At 50.7% G+C, this 7,140-nt stretch carries 8 protein-coding genes; 1 reads left to right on the top strand and 7 read right to left on the bottom strand.

The window, feature by feature from the left end:
• Window positions 1-16 precede the first annotated feature (16 nt).
• The 3 genes from PKO01S_RS09650 to PKO01S_RS09640 all read right to left on the bottom strand — a co-directional run bounded on the left by PKO01S_RS09650 (window position 17) and on the right by PKO01S_RS09640 (window position 1,591).
• Window positions 17-355: a hypothetical protein gene (locus PKO01S_RS09650; protein WP_127531125.1), complete on the bottom strand. Its 339-nt coding sequence runs from the start codon at window positions 353-355 to the stop codon at window positions 17-19.
• A gap of 48 nt (window positions 356-403) precedes the next feature.
• Window positions 404-700, bottom strand: coding sequence for a hypothetical protein (locus tag PKO01S_RS09645; RefSeq protein ID WP_127531124.1), 297 nt, complete (start codon window positions 698-700; stop codon window positions 404-406).
• Window positions 701-889: 189 nt separating this feature from the next.
• The gene (locus PKO01S_RS09640; protein WP_127531123.1) at window positions 890-1,591 is read right to left on the bottom strand and encodes a TIGR00266 family protein; all 702 of its coding nucleotides are present in this window, start codon (window positions 1,589-1,591) and stop codon (window positions 890-892) included.
• A 301-nt stretch (window positions 1,592-1,892) separates the two neighbouring features.
• Between PKO01S_RS09640 and ytxJ the strand changes: the two genes are divergently transcribed.
• On the top strand, window positions 1,893-2,231 hold the full coding sequence (gene ytxJ / locus PKO01S_RS09635; RefSeq protein WP_127531122.1) for a bacillithiol system redox-active protein YtxJ: 339 nt from the start codon (window positions 1,893-1,895) through the stop codon (window positions 2,229-2,231).
• Between the two features lie 98 nt (window positions 2,232-2,329).
• Here ytxJ and PKO01S_RS09630 read toward each other — a convergent pair whose 3' ends face one another.
• From PKO01S_RS09630 to PKO01S_RS09615, 4 genes are all read right to left on the bottom strand, one after another.
• Window positions 2,330-3,622, bottom strand: a complete 1,293-nt coding sequence (locus PKO01S_RS09630) for an aminotransferase class I/II-fold pyridoxal phosphate-dependent enzyme (protein WP_127531121.1) — start codon at window positions 3,620-3,622, stop codon at window positions 2,330-2,332.
• Between the two features lie 193 nt (window positions 3,623-3,815).
• Window positions 3,816-5,201 carry a DUF2252 domain-containing protein gene (locus PKO01S_RS09625; protein ID WP_456152490.1) on the bottom strand — a complete coding sequence of 462 codons (1,386 nt, stop codon included), beginning with the start codon at window positions 5,199-5,201 and terminating at the stop codon, window positions 3,816-3,818.
• Window positions 5,202-5,324: 123 nt separating this feature from the next.
• Complete coding sequence (locus tag PKO01S_RS09620) at window positions 5,325-5,891, bottom strand: hypothetical protein (protein WP_127531119.1); 567 nt, start codon at window positions 5,889-5,891, stop codon at window positions 5,325-5,327.
• 87 nt (window positions 5,892-5,978) lie between these two features.
• A complete protein-coding gene (locus PKO01S_RS09615; RefSeq protein ID WP_127531118.1) occupies window positions 5,979-7,046 on the bottom strand; it encodes a CobW family GTP-binding protein in 1,068 nt (355 codons plus the stop codon).
• Window positions 7,047-7,140: the final 94 nt, after the last annotated feature.

Raw genomic sequence — 7,140 nt, 5'->3', positions numbered from 1 at the left:
TCGGCACCTAAATCGCTCAAAACAACCCCCAATGGTCTGTTGATGATGGAATAAACGCATAATGCCTAATTCTTTTACCGTACTTGCCGGGGATAGGCCGAAACCGCCCCTTCGAGCATAACGACTTCAGCGTCGCGACGGCTGTTCTCCTACCAATCCCCAGCACTTCCAGCAGATCAATGGGACGAAGCGGCTTATCACAACGAGAAGCGACTAGCAGCACATCGCGTTCAAGCTTGGTATACTTGCCATCTGATGAATCAATCGCCGCACTAAACGGAGCCAGCAGCATTTTAATCAACATAATCGTTTGTTCGGGCTGCTCAGCCAAATCGTCATAAGGTATGGCAATCACTCTATATCCCAATATGGTCAAAAATGTTTCGCGATTAAGCTCCTTCCGTTAACGAGTCCGGTCCGTGTTCTGTACATGAGGGCCATAGCCTTTAATTTCGAACGCAAACTTATACTGTCCACGAATCCACACTAGATCAATAAAGCTCGGCCTTCCCCGCCAATCGGCCACTTCATATTCCGGATGCAGCCCGTCTAAATTTCCGAAAATCGTCCACCACACCCGCTCCAAGAACAACTTCTCACCGTGACCATGCCCACGCTCCAGACGTCCTCGACGCTCACCTTTTCTTTTCTTTCGGTGACCTTCCAACCAATCGGCATGCCGCTTCTCAAACTCATTCATTCTTTCTTCCTCCTCTCGTCCTCACAACAAACGTTTACTTGTATCATCAGGGATGGATATTACCGTGTGAACTGCGCACTAAGCTGACTTCTCACAAATAAAAAACGTCCTGTTCACCCTCGAATAAGGGTTAACAGGACGTTCTTCGTCATGTGTAAATGAACAATCTATAATATACTATTGATCGACTTACAAGAAACCGCCGCCGCCACCGCCGCCGCCTGGAATCAGCTTTTTCAGCCAGCCGCCGAAGCCTTTGGGATTGCGGCTTTGAATAAGGACGACGCCTTCGCCGCGGAACCGGCAGACGAGTCCTTCGCCGCTCTTCAAGCTGTTCATCCAGCCTTTGGACGCCTTCTCAATCGTATAGTTCATATAGTCAGGCCAAGCGACCAGATGTCCATTATCGACGACGATTTCTTCGCCCGGACCGAGGTTGATGGCATGAATCGCGCCGAAGGAAGACAGGAACACCGTACCTCTGCCGCTAATTTCGACGATAAAAAATCCTTCGCCCGACAGCAAGCCGCGGCTTAAGTTTTGCATTTTCGTATTGACCTCGATGCCGCTCGTTCCTGCCAGGAACCCGTCTTTCTGAACGAGCAGCCGGTAGCTGCCATCCAGCTCGACTGCTTGTACATCGCCCATCGAAGACGGAGCGAGCAGCACTTCGCCGCTTCCTCTTGCAGCCGACAGCTCTTGGAAGAAGAACGTCTCACCGCTCAGCATTCGGCCAAGACCGCGCATAATGCCGCCGTCAGTCGTGCCGGACACTTCGATCGACGGAGACATCGATACCATCGCACCGCTTTCCGCTTTCACGGTCTCGCCGCGGTCAAGCTTTACTTTCAGCAGCGCGAATGCGCCTTGGTACATCACTTCATAGTTCATAGGAGATCCATCCTCCGAATCCATAAAATAAATGATTAAGCCGCTAATGATCTTGCAACCTATCTTCAATGACCTCTACCTGACCTTACCATACAATGTCCAAAAAAAGAAGCGTAAGGGCAGCAGCCTCCATGTGCTCACCAGATCCATTAAATAAGGTTCTACTCTGCAGGAGATAATACGTAAGGGCACCACCCGTCTCCTGTTAACTTGACTAAAGATATGAACATGGTAATATTCAATTACCTTACTTTTGTTTAGTAAGTAGATCTTAAACCATCCAATGAAAGAAGGTATGAAGATGAACTGGCATGAGATTACGACTCTTGAAGAGTGGAATGAACTAGTGGCCAAATCGGCTGAACGCGGTCAAGTGATTTTGAAACACAGCACGACCTGCCCTGTAAGCGCGAATGCGCTCAAAGAATATGAAGATTATCTCACGGGTTCGCCTAATCAAGAAGTAGATTATACATTGGTTAAGGTCATCGAATCCCGTCCGGTATCCAACCAGATCGCCGAGGAATTGAGCGTGAAGCATGAATCGCCGCAGGTCATCTATTTCAAGAACAAAGAAAAGCACTGGGCCGCTTCCCACTGGTCGATTACGAAAGCGCATATGACTGCCGTTCTTGATTAACATATAGATTCCCGACCATACGCAAAAAGAGAGTCCTGCCCATTGGGCCGGACTCTCTTCATTTCATACGTTTAGGCCTCTCGGATGGATGCCTGCTTCTACGCCGTTAAAATTTTATTGATGCTTGCCAACTGGATACAAATGCACAGCACCTCGATTGATTTCTCCAGTTCATTCAGAGACGGGAAGGAAGGCGCGATTCGAATATTACGGTCACGCGGATCATTGCCGTAAGGGAATGTTGCTCCGGCTTCAGTCAAGGTTACGCCGGCTTCAGCAGCCATTTGAACAACGGCTTTGGCACAACCATCCCATGTGTTCAAACTAATAAAATATCCTCCGTTTGGTCTGTTCCAAGCCGCAATATTGTTCCCGCCTAACTCCGACTCCAATTTATTGAGAACCAAATCAAATTTAGGTTTCAGAATAGCCGCATGTTGTTTCATATGTTCGCGCAAATGATCGAGATCTTGGAGAAACCGGACATGTCTCAGTTGGTTGATCTTATCAGGACCGATCGTCTGGACGGCAAGCTGTTTCCTAATCGCATTAACATTGTCGACGCTTGCTGCCATAGCAGCAACTCCGGCTCCAGGAAAAGTAACCTTGGAAGTCGAGCAAAACATGAACACACGGTCAGCATTTCCGGCATCTGTACAGGCATCCAGCATATTTTTCAAATGATCAGGTTGGTCAGTTAAATCATGTACGGCATAAGCGTTATCCCAAAAAATTCTGAAATCGGCGGCTTTCGTCGTCATATTGGCAAGCCGGTCAACCGTCTCATCCGAATAAGTGATGCCTTCCGGATTGCTGTATTTGGGAACGCACCACATTCCTTTGATCGTATCGTCTTGGCTCACAAGCTGCTCCACAGCATCCATATCCGGTCCATCCTGAAGCATATCCACTGTAATCATCTCAATGTTCAACAACTCACATATCGCGAAATGCCTGTCGTATCCTGGACTTGGGCATAGAAATTTAACGGCCGGAAGCTTTCCCCACGGCTGCTCGCTGCCGCGTACGCCATGAAGCATCGCTCTGCTGAGCGTATCGTGCATCATCGTCAGGCTTGAATTACCGCCGATTATGATTTCATTCGAACGGACGCCAAGCATTGATGCAAACCATTGTTTCGCTTCGGGTATCCCGTCGACGCCTCCATAATTGAGACAATCCGTACCGTCCATTGCGGTTAATCGATCACGGGATGTGACGATATCAAGCATGCTTATGGAAAGTTCAAGCTGTTCGGGAGACGGTTTACCTCTGGACATATCCAATTTCATGGCCTGGTGCTTGTACCCCGCATATTTTTCTTTAAGAGCTTCATAATGTTTGTTTAATTGCGTCCTATCCCAATTCAAGAAATCAGTACTTTCCTCCATACCTCAACTCTCCCATCATCGAACAATTGGTTTGGCATCGGATGCGGAACTCTACCCGACGGCACTTCACTACAGCTAATTATAATGGGGTCACTATTATAGATTAAATTAATATTCATGATAGTCGATATAAATCAAATTAATAAAAAAAAGAAACCTCGAATGAGGCTTCTTTCGATACTGCCGGTATCTCCTAGGCTTCATTGTGAGCGACGGTCTGATGCCGGTTTTCTTTCCGCTCGCCGAGCCATTCTGTGAACAACGCGTAATCTTCCTCTACCTGATGTGCGTATGAAATGGCCCAATGGGCGATATAATCGCAAAAAGCATCCGTATCGGGTCCGATGGCCTGAAGAATCTCATCCTCGCTATGGTATGGCATCAGCCCGTGCTCGATGTCCGCATCCGCCCGCGCATGAAGCTTTGCCGTGATCCGTCCCATACAATCGAGCACCGGCATCCAGTCCTCTGTTTCCGCCAACTTATCGGCCTTAAGCCGCTTCTTGTAAGAAGACCGTTCTCTTACGTAATAATCCCGTTCATCCATCGTCAAATAACCTAAATAAGGGTCAGCCATATGATGCATGGCCTGCTGCGTAGCAATAACCCGCTTGCCCTGATGGCCGAAATATGTCCAGAAAGTTTCGTTATAAGGCATGAAATACGCTGGCACAGGGGCTCGTACTTCTTTCACCTCGATGATAATATCGTCTAAAGCATGTGCACCGCCTTCGCCCTCGATAAGGACGTAATAGCGGTCCAATCCAATGGACGCGGTACCGGAGCCGTGCTTCACCGCAACGTCTTTGATCGCGTAGTACCCGTCAGGGCGTTTGGTGCCCGTCGCCAGCGACGCCAAGTAATGCTGCCAGCTGTCCTCCAGCTGTCGGCGCTCTGCCTTCGTAACCGGGCGGATCTCATCCGACTTCGTAAACCGCCTTGCCGAGCGAGTCAATGTGGTTACGCCTTCCAAAAACTGCGACGCCAACCGCTTCTCCGTCTTTTTCAACAGCTTGCGTATTAGACCTGACGTCCTGTCCTTGTCAAAGACTAGCGTACGCGGGTCGTCCTTGTGTTTCGCAAATCGGCGAATCTGATTGGCGTACGCTTCCAAATACGTGGTGATCGCATTCTTCTGTCCGTCCTCCTCGATCTGCTTGGTTCGGCAAACCAACGCTATGCTGACCGACATTCTAAGCAAATCGTACAAATACGAACCGAGATAGCCTTCATCGAAATCGTTGACATCATATACGATCCGGCCGTCTTCGCTGCGAAACGCTCCGAAATTTTCGAAATGCAAATCCCCCTGAATCCACGTCGGCCGTTCAGGAGAAGTATGGTACGGAAACCATTCCCGGCTGACGTCGAAATAAAACAAATAGGCGCTCCCCCGATAAAACGAAAACGGACTCCCCGCCATCTTCGCGTATTTTTGCAGCCTCTTGTCCTGGGGCAATCCCATCAGCTGTCCGTCGAACTCATCCAGCACGCTGCCGATCAGCTCCTTACGCAGCCGTCGTTGCGTAACCCGAACGCGTTCGGAAAGCATTTCTTTATTCACACGCAATACCTCCATATGTATAAGTTCGTATTTTTCTCATGGTAGTCCCTTCCAGACATGGTGTCAATGCAGCAAAAAAGCCTCTGCATCCGAACAGATAACATCTGTCCGTCTGCAAAGGCTCAAGTAAACTTTACATTAAGCGTTGCTTCCCTTCTCCTGCTTCGGCGGCTGGCCGCTGTCCTTGGGCTGCTCCGGCAGATTGCCGCGCTTGCTTGCATCATGCTGTGCGCGCTTCTCCATAATGAACGCACGCCATTTGTCCGGATTCAACTCGCGCGCCGCCTTCACTTCCTTATGCAACTGTTCAACCGATTTGCCTTCTGTCGGGATGTTGAAATAGCGGGCCGCTTCTTTCAGGCGCTCCTCGAATTTGGCGCGGTGCTCAGCTTTGAACGACTCCCACTTTTGCGGATTCGCCTTCTTGGCCGCTTTAATTTCTTCGAACAGCTGCTTGCTGTCTTTACCGTCGGTCTCAATGCCGAAGTAATTCGCGATATAACGCAGCCGTTCGAGCTGATGGCGTTCGTCGTGGCGGCCATGGCCATGGCCCCAGCCTTCTGCCTGTTGGCTCTGCTCTGCCTGGTGATTCGAATCCGCTTCCGGCGCTCCGGACGGAGCGGACGGGGCCGCGAAGACCGGCACGGCGGTCAGCAGCATCGAAGCGGCTATCCCAAGCGCCAATCCTTGCTTTCTCCATGTCATATGCATACCTCCCGTTGTGGAATCACGGTTAGTATGGGCTTTATTGCCAATTGTTATGCAGCCTTCTCGTGCGATATAGACATATCGCTACTCGGACAGGTTCAACAGCTTCAGCCGCTGAAGCAGCTCGTCCTTGGAGAAATGCTCGCCGATAAACACCGCGACATCGAATACTTTCCCTTGCGGTGTTATTCGAATGAAATCGGTCTCTTTGTAAGCATATTGGAATAGAAACCGGCTCGCTGTCTCGCCGCCTTCGAACGTCACGACGCCTTTCGCCCGGTATACGTTGTCCGGCAGCGATTTCAGCAGCTCCTCGAACTTATAACTGTCCACCGGCCCGTCCAAATAATAAGTCAACGCCATCACATGTTCATGACTGCTGTGCGAATGATTTGCCCCCGCCTCCGTATGGTGATGATGGTGGTGAGAGTGGTCATGGCCGCAGTCCGGCCCGCAGTCATGCTCATGAGCATCCTGCGAACCGCCGCCGCCATTGCCGGCAGCAGACCGCTTGCCGGGCACCGCCCCCGATTCTGCCAGACTAACGAGCCAGTCGCGGTCGACCATGCAGCGAACCGTCGCGATCATCGGCGCATAGCCGTTCAATTCGCGGATCAATTGCTCCGCCTCGATCAGCTCGTCTCCTGCAAGCTTATCTGACTTATTAAGCAGCAGCTGCGTGCCGCAGCGGATCTGTTCCTTCATTAATCGGAACGTCTGCCCGCCGGTCCGTCTACGGGCAAGCAGCTCAGGCCCATCGATAACGGCGATGACCGATTTCAGCTCGACGTGCGTATACATCGCCGTCTCCGTCAATCCATCGATCAATTCGAACGGATTAGCGGCTCCCGTCGCTTCGATCAATACGACATCCGGCGAATGCTCATCGATCAGCAGCTTCAGTTCCAGACTCAGATCTCCTTGGATCGAACAACAGATGCAGCCGCCCAGCATCTCCGCCATCGGCACAGCCGATTCAACCTCAAGCCCGTCCAAATTAACGTCGCCAATCTCGTTCATGACGACCGCCGCTTTCTTCCCCTGCGCTTCATACTCATCCAGCAGACGCTTCAGGAGCGTCGTCTTGCCGCTTCCCAGAAACCCAGTCAACACATGCACTTCAACCGCAGCTTGTTTCTCCCTATTGGCCATTCGTCTTCCCCGTCCCTCTCTCGCATTACATAACGTCAGTCTATTCCTAACATCGTATATGAAAAAGAAGCGAGACGCAAAGCGCCCCGCCCTG

This window comes from Paenibacillus kobensis NBRC 15729 (genome assembly GCF_004000825.1).
Classification (GTDB): Bacteria; Bacillota; Bacilli; order Paenibacillales; family Paenibacillaceae; genus Paenibacillus_T; species Paenibacillus_T kobensis.
The sequence above is the reverse complement of the archived record's forward strand: the minus strand, read 5'-3'. Positions and strand labels throughout refer to the sequence as shown.